Annotated in this window: 21 protein-coding genes, 5 tRNA genes and 1 other RNA gene; 16 read left to right on the top strand and 11 right to left on the bottom strand. The window is 40.3% G+C overall.

The features are described 5' to 3' along the window. Positions 1-431 precede the first annotated feature (431 nt). The 3 genes from sabA to lpxE all read left to right on the top strand — a co-directional run bounded on the left by sabA (position 432) and on the right by lpxE (position 5,260). Entirely contained in the window at positions 432-2,501 is a 2,070-nt protein-coding gene (gene sabA / locus HG567_RS00135; protein ID WP_202163831.1) for a Hop family adhesin SabA/HopD, read from the top strand. Between the two features lie 616 nt (positions 2,502-3,117). Then, positions 3,118-4,683: a phosphoethanolamine--lipid A transferase EptA gene (eptA, locus tag HG567_RS00130; protein WP_202163830.1), complete on the top strand. Its 1,566-nt coding sequence runs from the start codon at positions 3,118-3,120 to the stop codon at positions 4,681-4,683. Positions 4,684-4,750: 67 nt separating this feature from the next. Further along, on the top strand, positions 4,751-5,260 hold the full coding sequence (gene lpxE / locus HG567_RS00125; RefSeq protein WP_237393065.1) for a lipid A 1-phosphatase LpxE: 510 nt from the start codon (positions 4,751-4,753) through the stop codon (positions 5,258-5,260). A gap of 21 nt (positions 5,261-5,281) precedes the next feature. Here lpxE and nspC read toward each other — a convergent pair whose 3' ends face one another. From nspC to HG567_RS00110, 3 genes are all read right to left on the bottom strand, one after another. After that, positions 5,282-6,499 (bottom strand): carboxynorspermidine decarboxylase, encoded by a 1,218-nt coding sequence (gene nspC / locus HG567_RS00120; RefSeq protein ID WP_202139731.1) that lies wholly within the window; start codon positions 6,497-6,499, stop codon positions 5,282-5,284. Next, entirely contained in the window at positions 6,496-7,461 is a 966-nt protein-coding gene (gene cheV1, locus HG567_RS00115; RefSeq protein ID WP_120916061.1) for a chemotaxis protein CheV1, read from the bottom strand. Before cheV1 ends, nspC begins: the two co-directional genes overlap by 4 nt. A 109-nt stretch (positions 7,462-7,570) precedes the next feature. Continuing rightward, the gene (locus HG567_RS00110) at positions 7,571-8,911 is read right to left on the bottom strand and encodes a COG3014 family protein (RefSeq protein WP_202139730.1); all 1,341 of its coding nucleotides are present in this window, start codon (positions 8,909-8,911) and stop codon (positions 7,571-7,573) included. Between the two features lie 175 nt (positions 8,912-9,086). Between HG567_RS00110 and ffs the strand changes: the two genes are divergently transcribed. Beyond that, positions 9,087-9,184, top strand: an RNA gene (ffs, locus tag HG567_RS00105) — signal recognition particle sRNA small type. A 35-nt stretch (positions 9,185-9,219) separates the two neighbouring features. Here the strand turns inward: ffs and HG567_RS00100 are convergent. The 6 genes from HG567_RS00100 to dnaG form a co-directional block, all read right to left on the bottom strand. Beyond that, on the bottom strand, positions 9,220-11,583 hold the full coding sequence (locus HG567_RS00100) for a VirB4 family type IV secretion/conjugal transfer ATPase (protein ID WP_202139729.1): 2,364 nt from the start codon (positions 11,581-11,583) through the stop codon (positions 9,220-9,222). Position 11,584: 1 nt separating this feature from the next. Beyond that, positions 11,585-11,848 carry a competence protein ComB gene (locus HG567_RS00095; protein ID WP_202139728.1) on the bottom strand — a complete coding sequence of 88 codons (264 nt, stop codon included), beginning with the start codon at positions 11,846-11,848 and terminating at the stop codon, positions 11,585-11,587. Further along, positions 11,848-12,129, bottom strand: a complete 282-nt coding sequence (locus HG567_RS00090) for a TrbC/VirB2 family protein (RefSeq protein WP_001272686.1) — start codon at positions 12,127-12,129, stop codon at positions 11,848-11,850. The genes HG567_RS00095 and HG567_RS00090 overlap by 1 nt, the downstream gene beginning before the upstream one ends. Positions 12,130-12,274: 145 nt before the next feature. Further along, entirely contained in the window at positions 12,275-13,102 is an 828-nt protein-coding gene (locus HG567_RS00085) for a DUF5718 family protein (protein ID WP_202139727.1), read from the bottom strand. An 89-nt stretch (positions 13,103-13,191) separates the two neighbouring features. Continuing rightward, positions 13,192-14,244 carry an MnmA/TRMU family protein gene (locus tag HG567_RS00080; RefSeq protein WP_202139726.1) on the bottom strand — a complete coding sequence of 351 codons (1,053 nt, stop codon included), beginning with the start codon at positions 14,242-14,244 and terminating at the stop codon, positions 13,192-13,194. Beyond that, the gene (dnaG, locus tag HG567_RS00075) at positions 14,241-15,920 is read right to left on the bottom strand and encodes a DNA primase (protein WP_202139725.1); all 1,680 of its coding nucleotides are present in this window, start codon (positions 15,918-15,920) and stop codon (positions 14,241-14,243) included. The genes HG567_RS00080 and dnaG overlap by 4 nt, the downstream gene beginning before the upstream one ends. Before the next feature lie 286 nt (positions 15,921-16,206). Between dnaG and groES the strand changes: the two genes are divergently transcribed. From groES to HG567_RS00035, 8 genes are all read left to right on the top strand, one after another. Beyond that, the gene (gene groES, locus HG567_RS00070) at positions 16,207-16,563 is read left to right on the top strand and encodes a co-chaperone GroES (RefSeq protein WP_000671934.1); all 357 of its coding nucleotides are present in this window, start codon (positions 16,207-16,209) and stop codon (positions 16,561-16,563) included. 25 nt (positions 16,564-16,588) lie between these two features. Beyond that, the gene (gene groL, locus HG567_RS00065) at positions 16,589-18,229 is read left to right on the top strand and encodes a chaperonin GroEL (RefSeq protein WP_001040316.1); all 1,641 of its coding nucleotides are present in this window, start codon (positions 16,589-16,591) and stop codon (positions 18,227-18,229) included. A 286-nt stretch (positions 18,230-18,515) separates the two neighbouring features. Beyond that, on the top strand, positions 18,516-20,525 hold the full coding sequence (gene hopZ, locus HG567_RS00060) for a Hop family adhesin HopZ (protein ID WP_202163828.1): 2,010 nt from the start codon (positions 18,516-18,518) through the stop codon (positions 20,523-20,525). A gap of 468 nt (positions 20,526-20,993) precedes the next feature. After that, positions 20,994-21,069: transfer RNA gene (locus HG567_RS00055), tRNA-Lys, on the top strand. Between the two features lie 10 nt (positions 21,070-21,079). Continuing rightward, positions 21,080-21,154 (top strand) — tRNA-Glu (locus HG567_RS00050). Between the two features lie 41 nt (positions 21,155-21,195). Beyond that, positions 21,196-21,271 (top strand) — tRNA-Val (locus HG567_RS00045). A gap of 40 nt (positions 21,272-21,311) precedes the next feature. Next, positions 21,312-21,388 (top strand) — tRNA-Asp (locus HG567_RS00040). A gap of 72 nt (positions 21,389-21,460) precedes the next feature. Then, positions 21,461-21,536, top strand: a tRNA-Glu gene (locus tag HG567_RS00035). A gap of 13 nt (positions 21,537-21,549) precedes the next feature. On the opposite strand, the gene panC is transcribed toward HG567_RS00035, so the two are convergent. Both panC and pyrF read right to left on the bottom strand, forming a co-directional pair. Next, positions 21,550-22,380, bottom strand: coding sequence for a pantoate--beta-alanine ligase (panC, locus tag HG567_RS00030; RefSeq protein ID WP_202163827.1), 831 nt, complete (start codon positions 22,378-22,380; stop codon positions 21,550-21,552). Next, on the bottom strand, positions 22,381-23,064 hold the full coding sequence (gene pyrF / locus HG567_RS00025) for an orotidine-5'-phosphate decarboxylase (protein ID WP_202139723.1): 684 nt from the start codon (positions 23,062-23,064) through the stop codon (positions 22,381-22,383). It lies immediately after the preceding gene. Between the two features lie 121 nt (positions 23,065-23,185). Here pyrF and HG567_RS00020 point away from each other — a divergent pair, with 121 nt between their 5' ends. The 4 genes from HG567_RS00020 to nusB are packed head-to-tail and all read left to right on the top strand — an operon-like array spanning position 23,186 to position 25,566. Then, complete coding sequence (locus HG567_RS00020; protein ID WP_202163826.1) at positions 23,186-23,851, top strand: carbonic anhydrase; 666 nt, start codon at positions 23,186-23,188, stop codon at positions 23,849-23,851. After that, the gene (gene kdsA, locus HG567_RS00015) at positions 23,838-24,668 is read left to right on the top strand and encodes a 3-deoxy-8-phosphooctulonate synthase (protein ID WP_202163825.1); all 831 of its coding nucleotides are present in this window, start codon (positions 23,838-23,840) and stop codon (positions 24,666-24,668) included. Before HG567_RS00020 ends, kdsA begins: the two co-directional genes overlap by 14 nt. 9 nt (positions 24,669-24,677) lie before the next feature. After that, on the top strand, positions 24,678-25,148 hold the full coding sequence (ribH, locus tag HG567_RS00010) for a 6,7-dimethyl-8-ribityllumazine synthase (RefSeq protein WP_202163824.1): 471 nt from the start codon (positions 24,678-24,680) through the stop codon (positions 25,146-25,148). Position 25,149: 1 nt separating this feature from the next. Continuing rightward, the gene (gene nusB, locus HG567_RS00005) at positions 25,150-25,566 is read left to right on the top strand and encodes a transcription antitermination factor NusB (protein WP_000235739.1); all 417 of its coding nucleotides are present in this window, start codon (positions 25,150-25,152) and stop codon (positions 25,564-25,566) included. Positions 25,567-25,578 lie beyond the last annotated feature (12 nt).

Genomic DNA, 25,578 nt, shown 5'->3' with positions numbered 1-25,578 from the left:
TCATTGAAACCACCGCTTTTTTTAAAAAAACCCTTGAGTTTTTGGGGGGAATGATTGCAAAACCTTTCTATCTCCTTAAGTCTATCTCCTTAAGAAAATCCTTTTTACAACAAAATTTACAACAAATCTAAAGAAAAATCCTTTTTACAAACAAATCTCAAACAATCAAAGTTAAAACCCCTTTTTTGTAACTACCCCCATTCAAACAACCTCATTTCTTTTAAAATGACCTTTATTGGTTTAATATTTGTTTAGAAACGCTACAAAAACCTTTTTTTTTTTTTGAAAGGGCAAAAACGCCTAATTAATATCAAAATCGCATTAATTTATACTATATTAACGAAAGCTTGCGGTATGTTCTTACTTAAAGACACATTTCTGTAAGATTTACGGACAAAATCAATCTTATTTCAAGAAGTAAAGGAGAAAACATGAAGAAAAGATTTCTGTCATTAACCTTAGGTTCGCTTTTAGTTTCCGCTTTAAGCGCTGAAGACAACGGCTTTTTTGTGAGCGCGGGCTATCAAATCGGTGAATCCGCTCAAATGGTGAAAAACACTAAAGGCATTCAAGATCTTTCAGACAGCTATGAGAGATTGAACAACCTTTTAACGAGTTACAACACCCTAAACACTCTCATCAGGCAGTCCGCCGATCCCAACGCTATCAATAACGCAAGGACTAATTTGAATGCGAGTGCGAAGAATTTAATCAATGATAAAAAGAATTCCCCGGCGTATCAAGCGGTGCTTTTAGCCTTGAATGCGGCAGCGGGGTTTTGGCAAGTCATGAGCTATGCGATCAGCCCTTGCGGCCCTGGCCCTGACAAAGATAAAAATGGGGGCGTTCAAACCTTTGAAAATGTTCCAGCAGCATGGACAGATAAGATTACTTGTGGCACTACTAGATATGAACCAGGACCATATAGCATTATATCCACTGAAAATTACGCCAAAATCAATAAAGCCTATCAAATCATCCAAAAGGCTTTTGGAGTAAGTGGGAAGGATATTCCTGCCTTAAGCGACACCAACACCGAACTTAAATTTACAATCAATGGGAGCAACAATGATAACAATAATAAAAATAAAGAAGAAATTGTTACAAAAAATAACGCTCAAGTTCTTTTAGAACAGGCTAGCATTATTATGACTACCCTTAATAGCGCATGCCCATGGATCAATAATGGTGGTAAAGGTGGTGCAAGCAGTGGTAGTTTATGGGAAGGAATATATTTGAAAGGCGATGGGAGCGCGTGCGGGATTTTTAAAAATGAAATCAGCGCGATTCAAGACATGATCAAAAACGCTGCAATAGCCGTAGAGCAATCCAAGATCGTTGCCACAAACGCACAAAACCAGCACAACCTAGACACTGGGAAGACATTCAACCCCTATAAAGACGCTAGTAGCTTTTCTCAAAGCATGTTCGCTAACGCTAGAGCGCAAGCGGAGATTTTAAACCGCGCCCAAGCAGTGGTGAAGGACTTTGAAAGAATCCCTGAAGCGTTCGTGAAAGACTCTTTAGGAGTATGCCATGAAAAGGGTAGCGACGGCAATCTCCGTGGCACGCCATCTGGAACGGTTACTGATAACACTTGGGGAGCCGGTTGCGCGTATGTGGGAGAGACCGTAACGAATCTAAAAAACAGCATCGCTCATTTTGGCGACCAAGCCGAGCAAATCCATAACGCGCAAAACCTCGCCTACACTTTAGCGAACTTCAGCAGTCAGTATAAAAAACTAGGCGAACATTATGACAGCATCACAGCAGCCATTTCAAGCTTGCCTGACGCTCAATCTTTACAAAATGTGGTGAGCAAAAAGACTAACCCTAACAGCCCGCAAGGCATACAGGATAACTACTACATTGACTCCAATATCCATTCTCAAGTGCAATCTAGGACTCAAGAATTAGGCAGTAACCCTTTCAGGCGCGCCGGGCTAATCGCCGCTTCTACCACCAATAACGGCGCGATGAATGGGATCGGCTTTCAAGTGGGCTATAAGCAATTCTTTGGGAAAAACAAACGATGGGGCGCGAGATACTACGGCTTTGTGGATTACAACCACACCTATAACAAATCCCAATTTTTCAACTCCGATTCTGATGTTTGGACTTATGGCGTGGGGAGCGATTTGTTAGTGAATTTCATCAACGATAAAGCCACTAAACACAATAAAATTTCTTTTGGCGCGTTTGGCGGTATCCAACTAGCTGGGACTTCATGGCTTAATTCTCAGTATGTGAATTTGGCGAATGTGAATAACTACTATAAGGCTAAAATCAACACCTCTAACTTCCAATTCTTATTCAATCTGGGCTTAAGGACCAATCTCGCCAGAAATAAGAGAAGAGGCGCTGATCATAGCGCGCAACATGGCATGGAATTAGGCGTGAAGATCCCCACGATCAACACGAATTATTATTCTTTGCTAGGCACTACCTTGCAATACAGAAGGCTTTATAGCGTGTATTTGAACTATGTGTTCGCTTACTAAAAGCTTAAAACTCCCTTTTTAAGGGATTTCTTTTTTGAACCCTCTCTTTTTTGGGGGTTTAATCTTTTTACGCTGACTTCTCACTCGCTTTTTAACTTTTCATAAAGCTTTTATTTTTCTAAACTTTTTTAATTTTTTCCACCAAACAAAGTTTTTTGATTTTATTCTTAAGCATGGCTGATTAAAAACGCTTTGAGTGTTTTTTAAAAGAGTAAGGATCTCACACCAAGCAAGCGATCATTTTTATAACCCAATGCAAACGCCCCAAAGTCAAGGACAAACCCACCCACAAGGAAACCCCTAAGCTTTTTAGGCTTAGGGAACGCTCTTAGAAATTAGCGTTTCATTGAAACCACCACTTTAAGCCCAAAAAAAGTGAACTCAAAGTATAATTCTTTAAGAAGAGCGTTTGCCACTTTTACGCTTCATGGCATGCTCCTTATTTGGATTTGCCCCATATCCTAACTATGGGGCGTGATGAAATCCTGCAACAAACGCGCTTTAAAGCCCTTAAATGCAACCACCCTAAAAAATGCGCTTTCTAGTCTTAAAATAAACCATAAAATCCCCATACCTACGATATAATCCTAAGATCGATTGATTTTAAGGGGCGTGTTTGGCATCATTATTCCATCTGAAGTTTTTAAAACCCCTGAGTTGTCTGCAAGCCGGTTTGCTTTATAGCCTTATTTTTGGCGTTTTATACCATTTCCCTTTGTTCGCTTATGTTTATAAAGAAAGCAACCAGGTTAGTTTTATCGCCATGATGGTTGTGGTGCTTTTTTGCGTTAATGGCGCTCTTTTTTTGGCGTTAGGCTTGATCTCTGCTTCTTTGATGCGTTGGAGCGCGATAGTTTTTAGTTGGCTCAATTCCGTCGCTTTCTATTTCATTAGCACCTATAAGGTGTTTTTAAATAAAAGCATGATGGGCAATGTCTTAAACACCAACACGCATGAAGTTTTAGGCTTTTTGAGCGTCAAATTATTCCTTTTTATCGTTGTTTTTGGGGTGTTACCCGGCTATATCATTTATAAAATCCCCATCAAAAATTCTTCTAAAAAAGCGCCCTTTTTAGCGATCTTGGCGTTAGTGTTTATTTTTATCGCTAGCGCTTTAGCTAACGCTAAAAATTGGCTGTGGTTTGACAAGCATGCGAAATTCATAGGGGGCTTAATCCTGCCCTTCGCTTATAGCGTGAACGCTTTTAGAGTGAGCGCTCTTAAATTTTTCGCCCCCACTATCAAGCCACTCCCTCTCTTTTCGCCCAACCATTCCAATTCGTTTGTGGTGCTAGTCATTGGCGAAAGCGCCAGAAAGCACAATTACGCCCTTTATGGCTATAAAAAACCCACCACCCCAAAATTAAGCAAGCGTTTAGCCGATAACGAACTCACTCTTTTTAACGCCACTTCTTGCGCCACTTACACGACAGCGAGTTTGGAATGTATTTTAGATTCTTCTTTTAAAAACAACGCCTATGAAAACTTGCCCACTTACTTGACTAAAGCCGGTATCAAAGTCTTTTGGTATAGCGCCAATGACGGCGAAAAGAATGTTAAGGTTACCAGCTATCTCAAAAACTATGAATTGATTCAAAAATGCCCCAATTGCGAAGCAATCGCCCCTTATGATGAATCCTTACTCTATAATTTGCCTGACCTTTTAAAAGAACGCTCTAATGAAAATGTCTTACTCATCTTACACCTTGCCGGCTCGCATGGCCCCAACTACGACAATAAAGTGCCTTTAAATTTTAGGGTGTTTAAGCCCTATTGCTCAAGCGCTGATCTGTCTTCTTGCTCCAAAGAAAGCCTGATTAACGCCTATGACAACACCATTTTTTACAACGACTATCTGTTAGATAGAATCATTAGCATGCTCAAAAACGCCAAGCAGCCCGCCTTAATGATCTATTTGAGCGATCATGGCGAAAGTTTGGGCGAAGGAGCGTATTATTTGCATGGCATTCCTAAAAGCATCGCTCCCAAAGAACAATACGAGATCCCCTTTATCGTTTATGCCAATGATCTTTTCAAAGAGAAGCATTCCATCATTCAAACCCAAACCCCAATCAATCAAAATGTTGTTTTCCATAGCATTTTAGGGGTGTTTTTGGATTTTAAAAACCCTAGCGTTGTTTATCGCCCTTCTTTAGATCTGCTTAAACACAAAAAAGAGTAAAATAACACGCATGAAAAGATTTAAACAAAAATTTTGTGAAAGCCTGCCCAAAAGCTTTTCTAAAACTTTGTTAGCGCTCAGTTTGGGCTTGATTTTATTGGGCATTTTTGCGCCCTTCCCTAAAGTCCCTAAACACAAAAGCGTGCCTTTGGTGTTTCATTTCACCGAGCATTACGCGCGCTTTATCCCTACGATTTTGTCTGTGGCTATCCCCTTAATTCAAAGAGATGCGATAGGGCTTTTTCAAGTCGCTAACGCTTCTATCATTACAACTGTCCTCACGCACACCACCAAAAGAGCCTTAAACCATGTAACAATCAACGATCAGCGTTTGGGCGAGCGCCCTTATGGGGGTAATTTCAACATGCCAAGCGGGCATTCGTCTATGGTGGGTTTGGCGGTGGCGTTTTTAATGCGCCGTTATTCTTTTAAAAAATACTTGTGGCTCTTGCCCCTAATCCCCTTAACCATGCTCGCTCGCATTTATTTAGATGCGCACACCATTGGCGCGGTGTTGGCCGGGCTTGGCGTTGGAATGTTGTGCGTAAGCCTTTTTACAAGCCCCAAAAAGCCTTAATCAAAGGCTTTAATTGAGATCTTAATTCCTATTTTTGTAATCTTCATAAGAAAAGTTTTTAAGGATCTTAAAACCTTGCGAGTCTATTTTAGCTAGGCTTGGGAGCGGCACGCCATTAAACGAGTTGTTTTTGACGATCGTATAATGGAGCATGTCTTGAAACACGATCTTATCGCCCCTTTTTAAAGGCGTTTCAAAGCTAAAGCTCCCCATAAAATCCCCCGCTAAACAAGTAGGGCCGCCTAAAAAATAAGAAAACGCCCCTTGATTTTCGCCCTTTTCAACTTCAATAATTTCTTCATCGTTTTCTACGGAAATTTTAAGGATACTAGGGCGATAAGGCATCTCTAAGCAATCGGGCATGTGAGCGCTAAAAGAAGCGTCTAAAATCGCAATTTCTTGATCGTTTTGAACGATGTCTATCACGCTTGCGATTAAAAACCCGCATTGCCACCCTATGGCTTCCCCGGGCTCTAAAACCACTTCTATATTATGATAACGCTCTTTAAAATCCTTAATCGTTTGGATGAGTAAATTCACATCATAATCGCTCTTAGTGATATGATGCCCCCCACCAAAATTCACCCACGCCATGTTTTCTAAATAAGGCTTGAAATGCTTTTCTACATGCTCTAAAGTCCGGCACAAAGCGTCAGCGTTTTGCTCGCAATGCGTATGGAAATGCAACCCGCTCACCCCCTCTAAGCCATGCTCTTTAACCCCCTTTTCAAATCCGCTAGGCGTAATCCCTAACCGGCTCATTTTAGAGCATGGGTTATAGATCGCTGGGGTTACTTCGCTGTAGAGAGGGTTTATTCTCAAACCCATTTTAATGGGGCTTAAGCCCAAGTTTTCTAATTGCTTGTTTTTATCCAAAATCCTGTCTTTATAGGTGGCGTATTGGTAAAAAGAGTTGAAAATGATGCTTGTCGCTAGGGGTAAAATCGCGCTCATTTCAGCCTCTTTAAAAGCCGGGCTATAAACGCAAATTTCTTTGTGGCTCTCTCGCCCCCCAAACTCTTCAAAAGCGAGCTTAGCTTCATAAAGACCGCTCGCGCAACACCCGTTCAATTTTTGCCTTAAAATCCCAAACTCACGCCAAAACGCATACCCTTTTAAAGCGAGCAAAACCTTTGCCCCGCTTTGTTGGCGCACGATTTCTAAAATCTTGGCGTTTTTTTCTAAGCGTTCGCTCTCTAGCACATAGCAAGGGGTGGGGATAGCGCTGTATTTTTTCATGCTAATTCCAAAAATTGCTTAACCACCCGCTGGATGTCTTTGGGGTTAGACTTGGAGATGAAATCATCGGCTTTCAAACTCCTGGCCATGTCTTCATTAGAGCTGCCGCTCATAGAAGAATTGACCACGATAGGGATTTTTGAAGTCAAAGGATCGTTTTTAACCTGTTTGATCACTTCAAAACCGCTCGCTTCTGGCATTTCTAAATCGGTAATAATCAGGCCAATATTACCCACATCGGTTGTGGGGTTGAACAAATGTTCTAATAAGGTTTTACCATTGATAAAATCAATGTGCTTGACGCCCAGCTTGTCTAAAATCATTTGCATGGTTTTTAAAACGCTTGGGGAGTCATCAGCGAGCAAAACGCATTGGTTAGAATGGATTTTAGAGAGCGTCTCTAAATCGCTGTGTTTTTCATCTTCAATCCAAGGGAACACATCTATAAGCATTTTTTCAATATCCACCACTTGCACCAAACGCCCGTCAAAATAGCGCGTGCGGCTCACGAGTTTGTTATTCCCAGCAGATCCCCCTAGCCCAGCGCTTTGCTCCATTTCAGTCCATTTCTTGCTCAAAATCCTATCCGCTTCATAGATCCTAACCCCTATAGTCCAGCGAGAAAACTCACAGATCATGATAATATCGTCTTCGCCTTTTTCTTTTTCTATCCTATAAGGGCGTAAATCCTTGTTTTTGTTTTGGCTGTCATAATAAAACCATTTTTTCATATCAATCAAGGGAATGGTGAGCTCTCTTATAATGATTAAGCCCTCAACGAGCGAATTGTTTTCGTGGCTGATGATAGTGAGATTGCCATGGTATTTCACCACTTCACGGATCTTAAAGACATTAACCGCATACAAATCCTTGTTTTTACCCAGCCTGAAACACAACAATTGCAACTCGTTATTTTTATGCAAACTCGTAACTTGATCAATGCCCGCTAAACTATCAGCCATGACTTCCCCTTAATTTAGGTTTTCGTATCGTTTTATAATTATATCGTGTTTGTGTTTAATGCCAACGACACTTAAAAACTAAAATTCCTTTGGTGGGGGTTTTTTTAAATCATTTTAAACGACTCAAAACAAACCCGTTTTTAAAGCTGCGCACGTATAAAATATTATGGCGGTTAGAGCAAAAGATTTGTGGGGCTGCTACAAACCCTGAAAGCAATTCCCTAGCGTCAATGACTTTGGGGCTTTCAAGCGATCTTTTGCAAGGCTTTAAGGAAAACGAAAAAGCGTCAATAGAATCAGCTTGAACTTCATAACTTTCAAAAGCCTTATTTTTGATACGCATAAGATAGATTTTATGGGCAAAAATGCTCGTGCTTCTAGTGTCTGCAAAGGTGCTCACACCTGAATACAACGAAGTTACTAGCCCTCCAACAAACCCCAAATAATAGTTCGCCACCGCTTGCATGCCCACTTTAAAAGTGGCCGATAAAATAGCCCTAGTGATAATGTAGGGCAATTGCTTCCTGAATTCGCTAGCGACCACCGCATCTATTGAGGCTAAAGTGTCAAAGGGCGTTACTTTTTCTCCATCTTTAAGAGTGAAATTTTGATAAAACGCTTCCCCTTTTTCTAGCTTGGGCAAGGCTATACTCACGTTATAAACCGAATCGATCATAAAAATAGGCACATCAATTTTAAATTCGCTTTTTTGCGGCTCTTTACCATCTTCAATGATGATCCAAGTGAAATGACTCCTGTTAGGGTTTTTGAAAAAAACCAAGTCTTGGGCTACAAAAGGGCTTTGACTGATCCCATAGGCTTCATTAAGATAGCCTAACCCCTTATTCTTATCCCCATTTAAAGCGTAAAACAACCCTGAAAGATACGAAACCGCCGGGTTAAGCAAGCCTTGATAAGCTTCGTATTTGTCTAAATTAGAATAGGTGTTGTTTAAAATCTCGCTCACTTCTACCCTAGAGCGTTCCATATTAATATTGTGCTTTTTGCTAGAATCGATCTCTTTAATGGCTTTTTGCACTTCCTCATAATAAAATTCTTTAGCCCTGCGCTGGCGTTCGTTCGCGCGGTTGAATTGCACCCTAGCTTTCGCGCTATCGTTTAAAAGCATGTAGTCTATCGCTTTGTAATAATTGATTAAAACGCCCTCATAAATATTCCCCCCATAAGCGCGCACGTTATCATTAATCATGGTAGCGCCCACATAACCAGCCCCTCTTGTGAAAGCGCTTTGGGTTTTATCAAAGCGTTGCTCGGCTTGATCCAATACCCCTAAAGAAGTCTTATAATCCCTTGCGTATAAAGCGCTCAAGCCGTTTTGCAAGTCCCATAAAAGAGCGTTCTTTTTTTTCTTAGTGAATTGTTTGGAATATTCATAAGCTTGTTTGGGGCTTTCTTCATAATAGAGCGTGTTAAAATGTTCTAAGTCCATACGATAGCCTATGCAACCTGTTAATGATATTCCTAAAATTACCGACATCAACAGAACGAATATTTTCAATCTAACCCTTTTAATTTTTTGCTTGTTTGCTTGACTAATTTGAGCGTATCATAACATTTTTAATGAAAACATAAGCTTTTTATGGTTAAAATGATCCCTAAGCTCTTATTTAGACCTATGCAATAGGACTTTAGGGTAACGCTTCAGGGTAGGAATACAGCAGAGTCCCTTAATTTCTTGTGTGCCTTAGCCATCTGAATAGGAGCGCTTCACACGATATTGAAACCAACTTTTTAAAACTAGCTCTTCAAAAGTTTCTCACGCCACTCTGTAGGGTAGTCTTTTTGTAACGCTTTCACTTTATTGACATGACTAGAATCCGAATTAAAGATTTTCAAATAACGCCCCAAGCCCTCCAAACTCACGTCAATCATGTTAGAACTCCCGTTACCCAGATTTTTGACTAAAACCTGCCTGGCATACAAAGGGGTGTTTTCTAAAAATGAAATTTCAGTCTCGCTCAAAGGCACATTAAAATTGTGTTTCAACTCCCTAGCGTTTTTTTGCGGATACAAAATAAGAGTCCCCATGTTGCTTAAAAAACTATGGGCGTTTTTGACCCCGCTTAATTGGTAAATGTCTTGCAAGGCCAACACCACCACGCCATTAGCTTTCCTGGCTTGCGTGATTAAAGCGTTGATTTTAGTGTTCAACAAATCGTTTTCCACATAGGATTTAAATTCGTCTAAAAAAACCAAAAACCCGCTGTCGTTTTTCCTGGACTCTTCTAAGATCTTATAAAACAAGTAATAGGCTAAAAGCCCTAAGTCTTTAGGGTTTTGGGTGATCGCATCTAGGTTTATCACGTTTAAAAAAGCGTTGGAGTTGAACGCGTCATTCAAAGCGTTAAAAAGGGGGTTATTCAAATACGGCTCTAAACTCAAGCCCAATTGGTTAGATGAGGTTCTTTTAAGCGTTTCTTTAAAATCTAGCAAACTAAAATCTTTGGGGTATAGGGTCTCATAAAGGCTCTTAATCGCACAAGAAATCGCATTCATGTCTTCTAAGGCTTCTTTATCCCTTGAAGGGGCGAGATCAAACATGCTCAAAAAGAAGGATTGCAAAAATTCTAAATTCTGTAAATTAGGCTCTAAACAAAAGGGGTTAATGCTAAAAGATTGGCCGTCATGGTAATGCCCTTTAAAAAATTCGGTGAAAGAATACAGCCCTTGCATCCTGTCAAAGGCTAAAAGGCGCATGTTTTGGTATTTCAAAGCGCTCATCATTAAAAAGCTAATCAGCGTGCTTTTACCGCTCCCGGTAGCCCCTATAACTAAAGTATGCCCATTCACTCTGGCGATTTCTTTAGCGTTATTGTGGCTCACTTCTTGGTTGTGGAAATTGAATAAAAAAGGGGAATAATCCAAATTTTTAAACACGCTCAAAGGGCTATTCCCCCATGAATTAGCCTTAAAACCTAAATTTTGCCTTTCAAACACCATTAAACACGCTAGGGCTTTAGAGGTTAAAAAACGCAAGCGGTGGTTTAAATGGATGCGTTCAGGGAAAAAGGAAAAATACCCCCCTTTCAAGCCAAAAGTTTCTATAACGCCCACTAAGTTTTCTTTAAATAAAAGCCCTAAAATTAAGCTCGTTTGAGCGTCTAAATCCTCTAAACTGGGGGCTTTGATAAGAACGTTTAGGGCGAATTTTTGCATGGATAGGCGTTTGGTTTTGACTAATTCTTGGTATTCTAATAGCTCGTTTTTAACAAGACTAGACATGCTAAACTTGGCTCTCTCTTTTAAAAAACTCAGCGTTTTATGCGCGCTCATAGGCTCTATGGAAAAGATAATATCCAAAGGCGTCTCTTGGTATAAAAGCGCTCCCACCGCTATAGAAGTGATGCGCTCGCTCTCATAAGCTTTAATGCCAATCAAGCGGTTATAGGTTTTTTGGTTAAAGCTCTCTTGAATGAAGTAATCTTTTTCAAAAGTGATGGAACTAGCGATATAGCTATCGCTCAAATACCCCCCTACTAGGGGTTTTAGGGGGAGATCAAACCCATTAATGTATTCTGCATAAAAATTCAAAACCTCTTTAGAGCTTAAGAGTTTGGGGGCATAATTTTTGAGCTGGATTTCTAGGCTTTTTAAAGTTTCTTGCAAAAAATGCGCTTTATAAGAGAGAATATCCTTAAAATTTTCCCTATTAGCATGCATGAAAGATTTTTTCTTATGCTCCAAAACACCATGCAAAGAGTGAGTGCTTTCTAAAACTAAAAAATACTGATTTTCATACACTTCTTTGTTTTCAAATTGATTCAAAATCGCTTGCAAGTATTTAGAATCAGATTGAATGTTTTGTTGGTGATCAATTTTACGCCTTTTAACCACAAGGCGCGCCACGACTTTTTCTAAAGAATCCAACGCCATTTGGCGCTCGGTGAAAAGATCTTGCAATTGCTCTGTGCTTAAATGGGTGTAACTCACCCCCTCTAAACGGAGAATTCCCACTAAGTTTTCGTTTTTAGTGAGCAAGAAATGCTCATCATACAAGCCTAAAATGTTGTTTTCTTCGCTCATAGAATAGCTTTTAGGCAAAACCCCTAAAAAATAGTTTGAAACTTTTTGTTTGACAGCGCTCAAAAGCTTTTCTAACATTCTACGCTCTATAACATTTGGTTTTAGTCTTTATTTTGCTTCTGGCAATAATAATATCTGCAATATCTTCATCAAAAAATTCCAACACGCTAAAGAGCGCTAAAAACCCTAAATACAATAAAGAAGCGCTCAACAAATCAATCCAAGGGAGCAAAATAAAAGGCACAAAAACAGAAATCAAATAAGACTTAGCGTTCAGCCATAAAAATTTTTCTTTAACCGAAATTTCACGCAAATTCTTCACGCTCGCTGATAGGATAATCATCAAAAAATTCCCATGAACCAATTCGCTAAACTCGGGGCTTTAAAGAATAAAAAAATCCCAAACACCACGCCAAGGATCGTGAATAAAATCTCTTTCCACCGGTCTAAATTCCTCCACACATAAATAGCGATCCCTATGAAAATCACCATTAAAATCCCCTTAGCGATGGGGCTTTTGAGCTGGGCTTCTAGGGCGTTAAAAAACCCCTCTAAACCTTCAGCGAACAAACTTGAAACGCACATGCCTACTAAAAAAATGATTTTTAAAAAATGAGCGGACATCAAAACCCTTTTGTTTAATTTTAATTAACTTTATAACGCTTTATTATCTCAAAAAAACCATAAAAATCCTCTAAAAGGGGGTCAAAAGGGGTGCATTTAATCTTTGAAAGGGTAAAAAAGCAAAGCTAAAGAGGTAAAAGCCTTACTATTCTACGATTTGATAGACATAAGAAAGATTGGTGTGTTCTTTGGTTTGTAGGGTGTATTCTTCTAAGAGGCTTTGAATCTTTTCAAAACTGTATTGTAAATGGTTGTAAGCAACGATCACCACCTCATCGCCTTTTTGTAAAAAATGCTCTTGTGCAAAAGGCATATAAGGGGTAGCCCCAATCGCAAAAATCATTTTGGTGGGGAAATTATGGCGCTCTAAAAAAGGTCTTAGAGCCTCTAAAGAGTCGCCATCTTGTTGGTGGTTCAATCTGTCTTTAATCCAATCTAAAAGCTTTTGATAAAAAAACTCGTATTTGAGCAATTTGCTGTTTTCCCCATAAATGTGCCAAACATTATTGTATTTCAAAAAAGACGCGATAGAGAAATTGTTGCACACCCCCCCATAAACAAACCTGTCAATGGGCAATTTCTGCCCTATACCTTTAGAAGCTGGTGAAAAATTCTTTTTTTGGGAGAGCTTTGTGGCTTCTAAATTGCGCACAGAAGCGTCATTAAACGCCATGAAAAAATTAGGCACAAGCTTGGTTACCAAATGTTTTTCATCATATTTGACATCGCATTCTAAAGCGATTTCTGGCTCTGCTTGCACCCTTAAATGTGGATCACTAGGCAAAATAATCTTATGGTTATTAATGCAACAACGCCCCAAATAGCAATTCTCATACGGGATATAAAAAGGGAATAACCCCTTAGGGGCGTCCTTTTCTTCGCTTTTCATGTTAATAAAACTATGACTCTCTCCTGCTTGCTCCAAATGCCCTGCAAAATTCCCCACCACACCAAAACCTAAAAACTCTTGCATGCAAACCTCCTAGCAAATAGCTTAATGATTAGAGCTTTTTCCATTATAGCATAAAAAGAAAACCCCTAAAATTCTCAAAAACTCCCCTTTCAAGCGAACAAATACTCCCTAGCGTTCTCTTTATCCAAAGGGTAAAGTTCGCGCTTTTCATCCCCTATTTGAATGAGGTAAGCTTGATTTTTTAAAGTCTTAGCATAGCCTAAAGCGATACGGCCGGCCAATTCTTTATCTTCTTGGCTGGCGTTTTTATCCACCAAACTCAAAGGGCCTTTACAGCTTAATAATTCAATCTTATCCATTAAGGGGTGCTCAATGTCTAGCTTATGGTTTTCTTCTTCATTCCTTGCCACCACCAAACGAGCGTTATGGGGTAAGACAAAATAACGCCCGTTTTTGACAATCACGCTGTCTTCAAACACCATTTCTCTGTATTCTTTCAAATTCTTAATCTTATTGCTCACTTGAATATCCGTAAGCAAGCACCCCCCACCTGGCTTTTCATAATATTTCAAGCCATAATCTTTGATCATTTGCAATTGCCTAGTGCGCCCCCTACCACTCACATCTAAAAGCTTTTCTCTATCAACAAAACCCTTTTTTTCCATAAAAGTAGGCTCTAAGAGTTTAGCGCTCATGGGCCTTAAGAGCAATTCATCTAAAAATTGCGGTTTTTCACCGCTTGCTTGCGTTCGGTCTAAAATGGGATCAAAACGCGCCTCTTCGCCCACTTCTCTGACTAATTTCCTCACCTGATTGAGCGCTTCTTTCCTTTGGGATTTAGGGCGTTGCCCCAACACTTCCCCGCTCAAAACAAAATCCGCGTTCAATTCAAGCATTTTATAAAAAGCGTTCCTAAACATGTTGGCATGGCAATCAATGCAAGGGTTGAAATACTTCCCATAGCCGTATTTGGGCTTAAACAACACATCGTTAAAAAACTGCTCTCTAATATCGCACACTAGGAGCTTAGCCCCAATTTGCGCGGTGGCGTTTTCAAAATACTCTCTTTTATCTTTATTCCCCCCAAACCCTATATTGAAGTGTAAAGCGCTCACTTCAATGCCTTGATCAATGAGTAATTTCATGGACAACAAACTATCCAACCCCCCACTAAATAGGGCTAAAGCTTTTATTTGTTTCATATGGCGACTAATTCTCCTTGTTTTAATTTCATAATGGCCTGGCGAGCCTTTTTCAAAGCGTTCATTTTTTCGCTAAAAGGGAGCGAACTTTTAGGGATTTCTTTGAGTTGCCGCTCAAAATAGCGCAAAATCAACAAACGCAATTCCTTTTCAAAACCCCCCTTTTTTAGGGGTAAATTCGCATCTAATAATAACGCAACTAATTTAGGGTCGTCCAATTTTTCTTGACACAAAGCGTCAAATTCTTGTTTTTTATGCAAGAATACCCCACTATGGATATAGCCCACCGCCAAATCTAACAGGCTTCTGTCTTCTAAAAGGTAGCGGATCACCAATTTTTCTAAAAATTCCAAACTGGGCGTGCTAGAAACATGCGCAAACTTTTGAGAGTGATTAGGCTTTTCTGTTTTGGGGTAAAAAGGCTGAAAAGAGATTGGCTCTCTAATCCCTAAAACATGCAAAGGCGCTTGCAAAAGCGTAGCGATTAGGGGTTTGTATTCGCTTTGTAAAAGCAAAGAGAAATTTTTTAAAAACCCTAACATTTCTTTAAGAGCCTTATCTTTTTCTAAAGGATCGTCTAAAACATAAGAACCCGCCATGCGCCTTAAAACAAACTCAATAAAAGCCATGGGGCACGATAACAAGTCTTTTAAGGTTTCAATCTGGCCATTAGCGATCATATCCGCTGGATCGAGATTGTTTTCAAACAAAATCACCCCCCCCTTTCTTTGCTCTTTAGCCAACATCAAGCTCGCTTTATAAGCCGCATTCCGCCCTGCCTTATCCCCATCATAGCTCAAAAGAATTTCTGGATCGCCTTTTTTAAGCAAGGGCAAATGCGATGGCGTTAAAGCTGTCCCAAGCGTGGCTATGGCGTTTTTAAAACCCGCTTGGTGCAATAAAATCACATCCAAATACCCTTCTGTTACAATGACTTGCTTTTGTTTATAAATGCGCTCTTTAGCCAAATGATAGCCATAGAGCAAGCTGGATTTATCAAAAAGCTTATTTTGGGGCGAATTGATATACTTGGCTACTTTTTCTTTTAAGGTGCGCCCTCCAAAACCCACCACTTGAGCGCTAGGGCTATAAATAGGGAACATGATGCGATCCAAAAAGCGCAAATAGGTTTTATCCTCTTTATCGCTCTTGCCTAGCACGCCTAATTCAATGAGCTTGTCCTTATTCAAGCCTTTATTTTCAATGCCGTAATCGATTCTATTCGTGCATAAGCCTAATTTAAACGCTTTAATACTCTCTAGGCTAAGCCCTCTTTTTTGCAAATAATTCAAAAAAAATGGGGCGTTAAAAAGCTCTTCTTGATACAACGAACTCACCATTTCTAAAAGGTGGTAATCTTCTTTATGATCGTAATAAGTGCTTTTGTCGTACTCTAAAGCTACATTGAATCGGTGGGCTAATTTCTCAAGCGCTTCCACAAACGAAAGCTTTTCAAATGCCATCACAAATTTAATGCTATCCCCGCTCGCCCCACACCCAAAGCAATGGTAAAACCCTTTAATTTGATTGACGCTAAAACTCGCGCTCCTTTCTTCATGAAAAGGGCAACAAGCCATGTAGCTAGAGCCTGATTTCCTCAAATCCACATAAGAGCTAATGACTTCTACAATGTCTATCGTTTGTAAAAGGCGATCAATGGAACTTTTAAGAATCATTTTTCATGCTTTCTTTAATGGGTTTTTTTGGTTTGACTTTCTCAAAAGGGATTATACTCAATAAATAAAATCTTAAAAAAGGTTTGTTAATAACGCCCCCTTTTCTAATCCTTATATTTTTAAACTAATAAAACTTTATATAAATAGACTTAATAATCCTTATAGTTATAGTCTTAGCTTTGTTTTTATGGCTTGACTTATCCCTAAAAATGCGCTATAGTTATGTCGCTTAAGAATACTAAGCGCTAAATTTCTATTTTATTTATCAAAACTTAGGAGAACTGAAATGAAGTTTCAACCACTAGGAGAAAGGGTCTTAGTAGAAAGACTTGAAGAAGAGAACAAAACCAGTTCAGGCATCATCATCCCTGATAACGCTAAAGAAAAGCCTTTAATGGGCGTAGTCAAAGCCGTTAGCCATAAAATCAGTGAGGGTTGCAAATGCGTTAAAGAAGGCGATGTGATCGCTTTTGGCAAATACAAAGGTGCAGAAATCGTTTTAGACGGCACCGAATACATGGTGTTAGAACTAGAAGACATTCTAGGCATTGTGGGCTCAGGCTCTTGCTGTCATACAGGTAATCATGACCATAAACATGCTAAAGAGCATGAAGCTTGCTGTCATGATCACAAAAAACACTAAAAAACATTATTATTAAGGATACAAAATGGCAAAAGAAATTAAATTTTCAGATAGTGCAAGAAACCTTTTATTTGAAGGCGTGAGACAACTCCATGACGCTGTTAAAGTTACCATGGGGCCAAGAGGCAGGAACGTGTTGATTCAAAAAAGCTATGGCGCTCCAAGCATCACCAAAGATGGCGTGAGCGTGGCTAAAGAGATTGAATTAAGTTGCCCGGTAGCTAACATGGGCGCTCAACTCGTTAAAGAAGTAGCGAGCAAAACCGCTGATGCTGCCGGCGATGGCACGACCACAGCGACCGTGCTGGCTTATAGCATTTTTAAAGAAGGTTTGAGGAATATCACGGCTGGGGCTAACCCTATTGAAGTGAAAAGAGGCATGGATAAAGCCGCTGAAGCGATCATTAATGAGCTTAAAAAAGCGAGCAAAAAAGTAGGCGGTAAAGAAGAAATCACCCAAGTAGCGACCATTTCTGCAAACTCCGATCACAATATCGGGAAACTCATCGCTGACGCTATGGAAAAAGTGGGTAAAGACGGCGTGATCACCGTTGAAGAAGCTAAGGGCATTGAAGATGAATTAGATGTCGTAGAGGGCATGCAATTTGATAGAGGCTACCTCTCCCCTTACTTTGTAACAAACGCTGAAAAAATGACCGCTCAATTGGATAACGCTTACATCCTTTTAACGGATAAAAAAATCTCTAGCATGAAAGACATTCTCCCGCTACTAGAAAAAACCATGAAAGAGGGCAAACCGCTTTTAATCATCGCTGAAGACATTGAGGGCGAAGCTTTAACGACTCTAGTGGTGAATAAATTAAGAGGCGTGTTGAATATCGCAGCGGTTAAGGCTCCAGGCTTTGGGGACAGAAGAAAAGAAATGCTCAAAGACATCGCTGTTTTAACCGGTGGTCAAGTTATTAGCGAAGAATTAGGCTTGACTTTAGAAAACGCTGAAGTGGAGTTTTTAGGCAAAGCTGGAAGGATTGTGATCGACAAAGACAACACCACGATCGTAGATGGCAAAGGCCATAGCCATGATGTCAAAGACAGAGTTGCGCAAATCAAAACCCAAATTGCAAGCACGACAAGCGATTATGACAAAGAAAAATTGCAAGAAAGATTGGCTAAACTCTCTGGCGGTGTGGCTGTGATTAAAGTGGGCGCTGCGAGTGAAGTGGAAATGAAAGAGAAAAAAGATCGGGTTGATGACGCGTTGAGCGCGACTAAAGCGGCTGTTGAAGAAGGCATTGTTATTGGCGGCGGTGCGGCTCTCATTCGTGCGGCTCAAAAAGTGCATTTGAATTTACACGATGATGAAAAAGTGGGCTATGAAATCATCATGCGTGCCATTAAAGCCCCATTAGCTCAAATCGCTATCAATGCCGGTTATGATGGCGGTGTGGTCGTGAATGAAGTGCAAAAACACGAAGGGCATTTTGGTTTTAACGCTAGCAACGGCAAATATGTGGATATGTTTAAAGAAGGCATTATTGACCCCTTAAAAGTAGAAAGGATCGCTTTACAAAATGCGGTTTCGGTTTCAAGCCTGCTTTTAACCACAGAAGCCACCGTGCATGAAATCAAAGAAGAAAAAGCAACCCCAGCAATGCCTGATATGGGAGGCATGGGCGGTATGGGAGGCATGGGTGGCATGATGTAAGCCCCCTTGCTTTTCTTGATGAAAGCCCTCTTTTTGGGGGCTTTTATTTGACAAAACCGCTCGTTTTACAAATAAAGCACACAACAAAAGACAAAACCTGATTTTAACCCCCCTTTCAATATTAAAAAATGTTTCCAAAACACCAAAAAAACCTTTTTTTGAAACAACAAAACGCCCCATTAGTGCAAAAATCTTATCAATTCATGCTATATTAACGAAATCTTGTGATAAGATCTCATTCTTTTACAAGGCTCACCTAACCATTTTAATTTCAAGGGGAATATCTATGAAAAAAACCTTTTTACTCTCTCTCTCTCTCTCTCTCGCTTCATCGCTTTTAAACGCTGAAGACAACGGCTTTTTTATCAGCGCGGGCTATCAGATCGGTGAAGCCGCTCAAATGGTGAAAAACACCGGCGAATTGAAAAAGCTCTCAGACACTTATGAGAATTTGAGCAACCTTTTAACCAATTTTAACAACCTCAATCAGGCGGTAACGAACGCGAGCAGCCCTTCAGAAATCAATGCGGCGATCGATAATTTAAAAGCAAACACGCAAGGGTTGACCGGCGAAAAAACCAACTCCCCGGCGTATCAAGCGGTGTATTTGGCGCTCAATGCTGCGGTGGGGCTGTGGAATGTGATAGCTTATAATGTCCAATGCGGTCCTGGTAATAGTGGGCAACCAAGCGTAACCTTTGAGGGCCAGCCAGGACGCAATTCAAATTCCATTAATTGCAATTTAACCGGTTTTAACAACGGGGTTAGCGGCCCTTTAAGCATTGATAACATGAAAAAGCTTAACAACGCTTATCAAGCTATCCAACAGGCGTTAAAAACCGACAATGGGTTTCCTGTTTTGGATAGTGCAGGAAAACAAGTAACTATAAACATAACAACGCAAACTAACGGGCAAAGTAGTAAGGAAACTACTACTATTACTAATAACGCTCAAACCCTTTTGCAAGAAGCCAGTAAAATGATAAGCGTCCTCACTACAAACTGCCCATGGGTCAATCACAATCCAGGACAAAATGGGGGCGCGCCGTGGGGTTTAAATACGGCAGGGAATGTGTGTCAGGTTTTTGCCACTGAATTTAGTGCCGTTACTAGCATGATCAAAAACGCCCAAGAAATCGTAACGCAAGCTCAAATCCTTAACAACCAGCAAAGCAATCAAAACGCGCCACAAGATTTCAATCCTTACACCTCTTCTGATAGGGCTTTCGCTCAAAACATGCTCAATCGCGCGCAAGCGCAAGCCAAGATGCTCAGTCTGGCCAATCAAATGAAAAATGACCTTGACACTATCCCAAGCCAATTTGTCACAAACTACTTGGCAGCTTGCCGCAATGGGGGTGGGACATTACCTGATGCAGGGGTTACTAACAACACTTGGGGAGCGGGTTGCGCCTATGTGCAAGAAACGATAACGGCTTTAAATAACAGCCTTGTGCATTTTGGCACTCAAGCCGAGCAAATCAAGCAATCTGAGTTGTTGGCGCGCACGATACTTGATTTTAGAGGCAGCCTTAAGGATTTAAACAACACTTATAACAGCATCACCACGACCGCTTCAAACACGCCTAATTCCCCATTCCTTAAAAATTTGATAAGCCAATCCACTAACCCTAATAACCCCGGAGGCTTACAGGCCGTTTATCAAGTCAACCAAAGCGCTTATTCGCAATTATTAAACGCCACGCAAGAATTAGGGCATAACCCTTTCAGACGCGTTGGCTTAATCAGCTCTCAAACCAACAATGGTGCCATGAATGGGATCGGCGTGCAAGTGGGCTATAAGCAATTTTTTGGTGAAAAAAGAAGATGGGGGGCTAGGTATTACGGCTTTTTTGATTACAACCATGCTTATATCAAATCCAGCTTTTTCAACTCCGCCTCTGATGTGTTCACTTATGGGGTAGGAACAGATGTCCTCTATAACTTTATCAACGATAAAGCCACCAAAAACAATAAGATTTCTTTTGGGGTGTTTGGGGGGATTGCGTTAGCCGGCACTTCATGGCTTAATTCCCAGTATGTGAATTTAGCGACTTTCAATAATTTCTATAGCGCTAAAATGAATGTGGCGAATTTCCAATTCTTATTCAATTTGGGCTTGAGAATGAATCTGGCTAAAAACAAAAAGAAAGCGAGCGATCATGCGGCTCAGCATGGCGTGGAATTAGGCGTGAAGATCCCCACGATTAACACGAATTACTATTCTTTGCTAGGCACTCAACTCCAATACCGAAGATTGTATAGCGTGTATTTGAATTATGTGTTCGCTTACTAATGTTTGGCTTTTTGTGAAACTCCCTTTTTAAGGGATTTCTTTTGAAGCCTTTCTTTTTTTGAACCCTTTGTTTTTGGGGTCAAGCGTAAAATTCACCCCTATCCCTTTAAGAAAATAAAATAAAACTTTAAGAACTTTAAGAAAATGCGTTTTACAACAAAATAAGATCTAAAACAATAAAACAAAAACCCATTTTTTAAAAATGAAATTTTTTAAACAAAAAAAGCATTAAATCCTAATAAGATTTGTTAGATCTTGATAAAGCTTTTTTAAAACCCCAAAAACCTAACCAATAACAAAAACGCATCTATTGTGATCCTTATGGCATTAAAGCGCAACCAAGTTTTTTATTTAAGCAAAAAGCTGTTATGCCGTTTTAAGAGCGTGTCATTTCTTTGAAAACCGCAATATTTTTCAATTATTCTTGACAAGCGTTAAAAAAAATTGTATCATTATCTTTTTTTGTGAGACCCGTTAGCTCAGCTGGTAGAGCAATTCCCTTTTAAGGAATGGGCCGTTGGTTCAAATCCAACACGGGTCACCATGAGCATCGTGGCTCCTTCATCTAGTGGTTAGGATACCACCCTTTCACGGTGGTTACAGGGGTTCAAATCCCCTAGGAGTCACCACTCTTTTATACGGGTTTAGTTGGATTTTATCTCAATATTTTGGTCGCTTAGCTCAGTTGGTAGAGCGCTACCCTTACAAGGTAGATGTCATAAGTTCGAGTCTTATAGCGACCACCATGACTAAAGCATGCATTTTTAGGCTATGGATTTTGGATAGGGAGCGGTAGTTCAGCTGGTTAGAATATCTGCCTGTCACGCAGGGGGTCGCGGGTTCGAGTCCCGTCCGCTCCGCCACCAAGAACTTTTTAAATCATTTTCTACGCTTTATTTCCAATATAATAGTTATAATAGTCAATTGTTAAAAATGACCCTTTCATCTAGTGGCCAAGGATACCACCCTTTCACGGTGGAAACGGAAGTTCAAATCTTTCAAGGGTCGCCACAAAAATTCCAAACTACACCCATAAATTATCTAAAAGCCTGGTTTTACCCACACGAGCCGCCACTAAAATGAGCGTGTTAGTTGGCTCTATGGTTTTTAAAGGCTCTAGTTTGTGGTTACAGCATTCCAAATAATCCACTTCTAAATTTTTTAAAATTTCAAGCCCTAGTTTTTTAAGTTTTTCGCACGCTTTTTCGCCCTTATCTATGGCTTGCTGGATATTTTCTAAAGCTTTTGGAATGGCTAGGGCTTGTTTTCTTTCTCTTGCATTCAAATACGCATTCCTAGAGCTTAAAGCCAAATGATCGCTATCTCGCGCAATCTCGCATGGCGCTATTTCAATGTCTAAAAGCAAATCTTTAACTAAATGCTGGATGATTAAAAGCTGTTGGGCGTCCTTTTTACCAAAATACGCTCTAGTAGGATTGATAAGATGGAACAATTTTAACACAACCTGAACCACCCCATCAAAATGCCCCTTACGCATAGCTCCCTCTAAAGAGCGGGATAAAAATGCAGGGGCGTAGAGTTTTAAGCGTTGCTCTGCTTCATAGGGATACATTTCGCCAATTTTAGGCACAAATACCGCATTAACGCCCAATCCTTCACACAAAGCTAAATCCTTTTCTAAAGGGCGCGGGTAAGCGCTAAAATCTTCGTTAGCCCCAAATTGCGTAGGGTTGACAAAAACGCTTACAATCGTGTGGGAATTTTCTTTCAAACTCCTTTCTATCAGGCTTTGATGCCCTCTGTGTAAAGCCCCCATAGTCGGCACAAACCCCACGCTTTCTTTCAAACTTTTACGACACTCTCTTAAAGCAGCAATCGTTTCTAACACGCGCATTTAACAATCCTTTAAAAGCTCTAAAACCACTTCTCTAGGCTCTTTAGCCTGATAAATGGGGCGGCCTACCACGATAAAATCGCTTAAATTTTGTTTAGCTTCTTTAGCGTTCGCCACCCTTTCTTGATCTTCTTTATCGTTTTTATCCAGCCTTATGCCAGGGGTTAAAGTCAAAAAGTTTTGACCCAAAGCCTCTTTAATCGCCAAACTTTCAAACACCGAACACACCACCCCATCAATCCCGCTCTCTTTACCCATAGCGCTTAATGTGATCGCTTGCGTTTTTAAAGGGGCGTTATACACCATCAAAAATTCCTCTTCGCTAAAGCTGGTTAAAGCGCTCACGCCCATGATTAAGGGGCGTTTTTTAAGAGCGTTCAAGCGTTGCATTAAAATGGTTAGCGCGCTTTTAGCGCTGCTTAAATGCACGGTGAGCATATCAATTTCTAATTTCGCACACTCTAGCGCGGCATTTGCCATCGTATAAGGAATATCATAGAGCTTCAAATCCAAAAAGATCTTAAAATTTTCATCAATCTTTCTGATTTCATCTAAAAAAACAGCCCCATCTCTTATAAACGATCTAAGCCCCACCTTAGCCCATAAATCTAAGCCCTTTAATTCTTGCAATAAAGAAAGGTTGTCCTCTTTTTTTTCTAAATCCAATGCGACACATAATTGCATGAAAGCCCTTTAAAGTGTAAAATAACGCCATTATAACAAAAAGAAATGCAAGATTTTTAGCTATGATAAGCGTTTTAAAATGAAAACCAAGTTTAAGAAAATGAGATTTAAGGGTTAAAGAGTGAAAGCGTTTTTAGGAGCGTTAGAGTTTCAAGAGAATGAGTATGAAGAGCTTAAAGAGCTTTATGAGAGCTTAAAAACCAAGCAAAAGCCCCACACTTTGTTCATTTCTTGCGTGGATTCACGAGTCGTGCCTAATCTAATCACAGGCACTAAACCGGGCGAATTGTATGTGATCCGCAACATGGGCAATGTGATCCCCCCTAAAACAAGCCATAAAGAGTCCCTTTCTACCATTGCGAGCGTTGAATACGCTATCGTGCATGTGGGGATTCAAAACATTATTATTTGCGGGCATAGCGATTGTGGGGCTTGCGGAAGCATTCATTTAATCCATGATGAAACCACCAAAGCTAAAACCCCTTACATTGCAGACTGGATACAATTTTTAGAGCCTATTAAAGAAGAATTAAAAAACCATCCGCAATTCAGCAACCATTTCGCCAAGCGTTCATGGCTTACGGAGCGTTTGAACGTGCGCTTGCAACTCAACAACCTCTTAAGCTATGATTTCATTCAAGAAAGAGTGATGGATAACGAATTAAAAATTTTTGGTTGGCACTATATCATAGAGACAGGCAGGATTTATAATTATAATTTTGAAAGCCATTTTTTTGAGCCGATTGAAGAAACCATTAAACAAAGGAAAAGTCATGAAAACTTCTAACACAAAAACCCCTAAATCCGTTTTAATTGCCGGGCCATGCGTCATTGAGAGTTTAGAAAATCTAAGAAGTATCGCTACTAAATTGCAACCCCTAGCCAACAACGAGCGGTTGGATTTTTATTTTAAAGCGAGTTTTGATAAGGCTAACCGCACGAGTTTAGAGAGTTACAGAGGGCCTGGTTTGGAAAAAGGCTTAGAAATGTTACAAATTATCAAAGAGGAATTTGGCTATAAAATTTTAACCGATGTGCATGAGAGCTATCAAGCAAGTGCGGCAGCCAAAGTAGCGGATATTTTACAAATCCCGGCGTTTTTGTGCCGCCAAACGGATCTGATTGTAGCAGTGAGCCAAACTAACGCTATTGTCAATATCAAAAAAGGGCAATTCATGAACCCAAAAGACATGCAATATTCTGTCTTAAAAGCCCTTAAAACGAGAGATAAAAGCATTCAAAGCCCCACTTATGAAACAGCGTTAAAAAATGGCGTGTGGTTGTGTGAAAGGGGGAGCAGCTTTGGGTATGGGAATTTAGTGGTGGATATGCGTTCTTTAAAAATCATGCGAGAGTTTGCCCCTGTGATTTTTGACGCTACTCATAGCGTGCAAATGCCAGGGGGAGCGAACGGGAAAAGTTCAGGAGACAGCTCTTTTGCCCCTATTTTAGCGAGAGCAGCGGCGGCGGTGGGGATTGATGGGTTATTCGCTGAAACGCATGTTGATCCTAAAAACGCCCTAAGCGATGGGGCGAACATGCTAAAACCTGACGAGCTAGAACACTTAGTAACCGACATGTTAAAAATCCAAAATTTATTTTAAAGGAATTTCATGCAAATCATAGAAGGGAAATTGCAATTGCAAGGGAATGAAAGAGTCGCTATTTTAACATCGCGCTTCAACCATATCATCACAGACAGATTAAAAGAAGGGGCGATGGATTGCTTTAAAAGGCATGGGGGCGATGAGAATCTTTTAGATCTCGTGCTGGTGCCTGGGGCTTATGAATTGCCTTTGATTTTAGACAAATTGTTAGAGAGCGAAAAATACGATGGCGTGTGCGTTTTAGGAGCCATTATTAGAGGGGGGACTCCGCATTTTGACTACGTGAGCGCGGAAGCGACTAAGGGCATTGCAAACGCAATGCTAAAATACAGCATGCCGGTAAGCTTTGGCGTGCTTACCACGGACAATATTGAACAAGCGATTGAAAGAGCGGGCAGTAAAGCCGGCAATAAGGGCTTTGAAGCGATGAGCACTCTCATTGAATTATTGAGCTTGTGCCAAACTCTCAAGGGTTAAAATGGCGACACGAACTCAAGCCAGGGGGGCTGTGGTTGAATTGTTGTATGCGTTTGAAAGCGGTAATGAAGAAATTAAAAAAATCGCTTCCAGCATGTTGGAAGAAAAAAAGATTAAAAACAACCAGCTCGCTTTTGCCTTAAGCCTTTTTAATGGCGTGTTAGAAAAAATCAATGAAATTGACGCTCTCATCGAGCCGCATTTGAAAGACTGGGATTTCAAGCGATTAGGGAGCATGGAAAAGGCGATTTTACGCTTAGGAGCGTATGAAATTGGCTTCACGCCCACACAAAACCCTATTATCATCAATGAATGCATAGAGCTTGGCAAACTCTACGCTGAGCCTAACACCCCTAAATTTTTAAACGCTATCTTGGATTCTTTGAGTAAAAAGCTCGCTCAAAAACCCTTGAATTGAGGGCGTTTTATG

Source organism: Helicobacter pylori (assembly GCF_016755635.1).
GTDB classification, from domain to species: Bacteria; Campylobacterota; Campylobacteria; order Campylobacterales; family Helicobacteraceae; genus Helicobacter; species Helicobacter pylori_CQ.
This window is presented reverse-complemented; position numbering and strand designations above follow the sequence as displayed.

What these genes read in the sequence shown, in the direction of transcription:
- sabA (WP_202163831.1), top strand. Translation starts at nt 432, where the DNA reads ATGAAGAAAAGATTTCTGTCATTAACCTTAGGTTCGCTTTTAGTTTCC.
- kdsA (WP_202163825.1), top strand. Translation starts at nt 23,838, where the DNA reads ATGAAAACTTCTAACACAAAAACCCCTAAATCCGTTTTAATTGCCGGG.
- dnaG (WP_202139725.1), bottom strand. Translation starts at nt 15,920, where the DNA reads ATGATTCTTAAAAGTTCCATTGATCGCCTTTTACAAACGATAGACATT.
- cheV1 (WP_120916061.1), bottom strand. Translation starts at nt 7,461, where the DNA reads ATGGCTGATAGTTTAGCGGGCATTGATCAAGTTACGAGTTTGCATAAA.
- panC (WP_202163827.1), bottom strand. Translation starts at nt 22,380, where the DNA reads ATGCGCGTGTTAGAAACGATTGCTGCTTTAAGAGAGTGTCGTAAAAGT.
- nusB (WP_000235739.1), top strand. Translation starts at nt 25,150, where the DNA reads ATGGCGACACGAACTCAAGCCAGGGGGGCTGTGGTTGAATTGTTGTAT.
- HG567_RS00085 (WP_202139727.1), bottom strand. Translation starts at nt 13,102, where the DNA reads ATGCAAGAGTTTTTAGGTTTTGGTGTGGTGGGGAATTTTGCAGGGCAT.
- hopZ (WP_202163828.1), top strand. Translation starts at nt 18,516, where the DNA reads ATGAAAAAAACCTTTTTACTCTCTCTCTCTCTCTCTCTCGCTTCATCG.
- nspC (WP_202139731.1), bottom strand. Translation starts at nt 6,499, where the DNA reads ATGAAAAAATACAGCGCTATCCCCACCCCTTGCTATGTGCTAGAGAGC.
- HG567_RS00100 (WP_202139729.1), bottom strand. Translation starts at nt 11,583, where the DNA reads ATGTTAGAAAAGCTTTTGAGCGCTGTCAAACAAAAAGTTTCAAACTAT.
- HG567_RS00080 (WP_202139726.1), bottom strand. Translation starts at nt 14,244, where the DNA reads ATGAAACAAATAAAAGCTTTAGCCCTATTTAGTGGGGGGTTGGATAGT.
- HG567_RS00095 (WP_202139728.1), bottom strand. Translation starts at nt 11,848, where the DNA reads ATGATTATCCTATCAGCGAGCGTGAAGAATTTGCGTGAAATTTCGGTT.
- pyrF (WP_202139723.1), bottom strand. Translation starts at nt 23,064, where the DNA reads ATGCAATTATGTGTCGCATTGGATTTAGAAAAAAAAGAGGACAACCTT.
- groL (WP_001040316.1), top strand. Translation starts at nt 16,589, where the DNA reads ATGGCAAAAGAAATTAAATTTTCAGATAGTGCAAGAAACCTTTTATTT.
- groES (WP_000671934.1), top strand. Translation starts at nt 16,207, where the DNA reads ATGAAGTTTCAACCACTAGGAGAAAGGGTCTTAGTAGAAAGACTTGAA.
- HG567_RS00110 (WP_202139730.1), bottom strand. Translation starts at nt 8,911, where the DNA reads ATGGACTTAGAACATTTTAACACGCTCTATTATGAAGAAAGCCCCAAA.
- ribH (WP_202163824.1), top strand. Translation starts at nt 24,678, where the DNA reads ATGCAAATCATAGAAGGGAAATTGCAATTGCAAGGGAATGAAAGAGTC.
- HG567_RS00090 (WP_001272686.1), bottom strand. Translation starts at nt 12,129, where the DNA reads ATGTCCGCTCATTTTTTAAAAATCATTTTTTTAGTAGGCATGTGCGTT.